Below are 269 nucleotides of genomic sequence, written 5' to 3'. Positions count from 1 at the left end.
AAGGCCTCCCAGCGCACGCCCGTCGACTCCGCCGTCATCGCGGGCCCCCCTGCCGAGATCGCCGCAGTGGAGGCTGCCGCAGGCGACCTCCGCTCGGTGGGCAGAATCGCCGACCTGCGCTTCGCCTCCGCCGATGAGCTGGCGGTCACCGATATCCTGCTCGCCGCGGCACCGACCGAGGAGGAACGATGACCACCAGCGTCCGGAGCGTCCAGGACAACGAGTTCTTCACCTGGCTCGACCTCTACGCCGGGTACGGCGAGTTCTAC

1 protein-coding gene is annotated in these 269 nt (G+C 69.5%); it reads left to right on the top strand.

Features of this window, described 5'->3' with window-relative positions; all coding sequences use genetic code 11:
* A partial coding sequence (locus SB773_RS32025; RefSeq protein ID WP_410594375.1) for a hypothetical protein occupies positions 1-192 on the top strand: 192 nt, incomplete at its 5' end.
* Positions 193-269: the final 77 nt, after the last annotated feature.

Origin of the sequence: Bacillus sp. SIMBA_074, assembly GCF_046534555.1 — a bacterium.
Lineage (GTDB): Bacteria > Bacillota > Bacilli > Bacillales > Bacillaceae_G > Bacillus_A > Bacillus_A mycoides.
The sequence above is the reverse complement of the archived record's forward strand: the minus strand, read 5'-3'. Positions and strand labels throughout refer to the sequence as shown.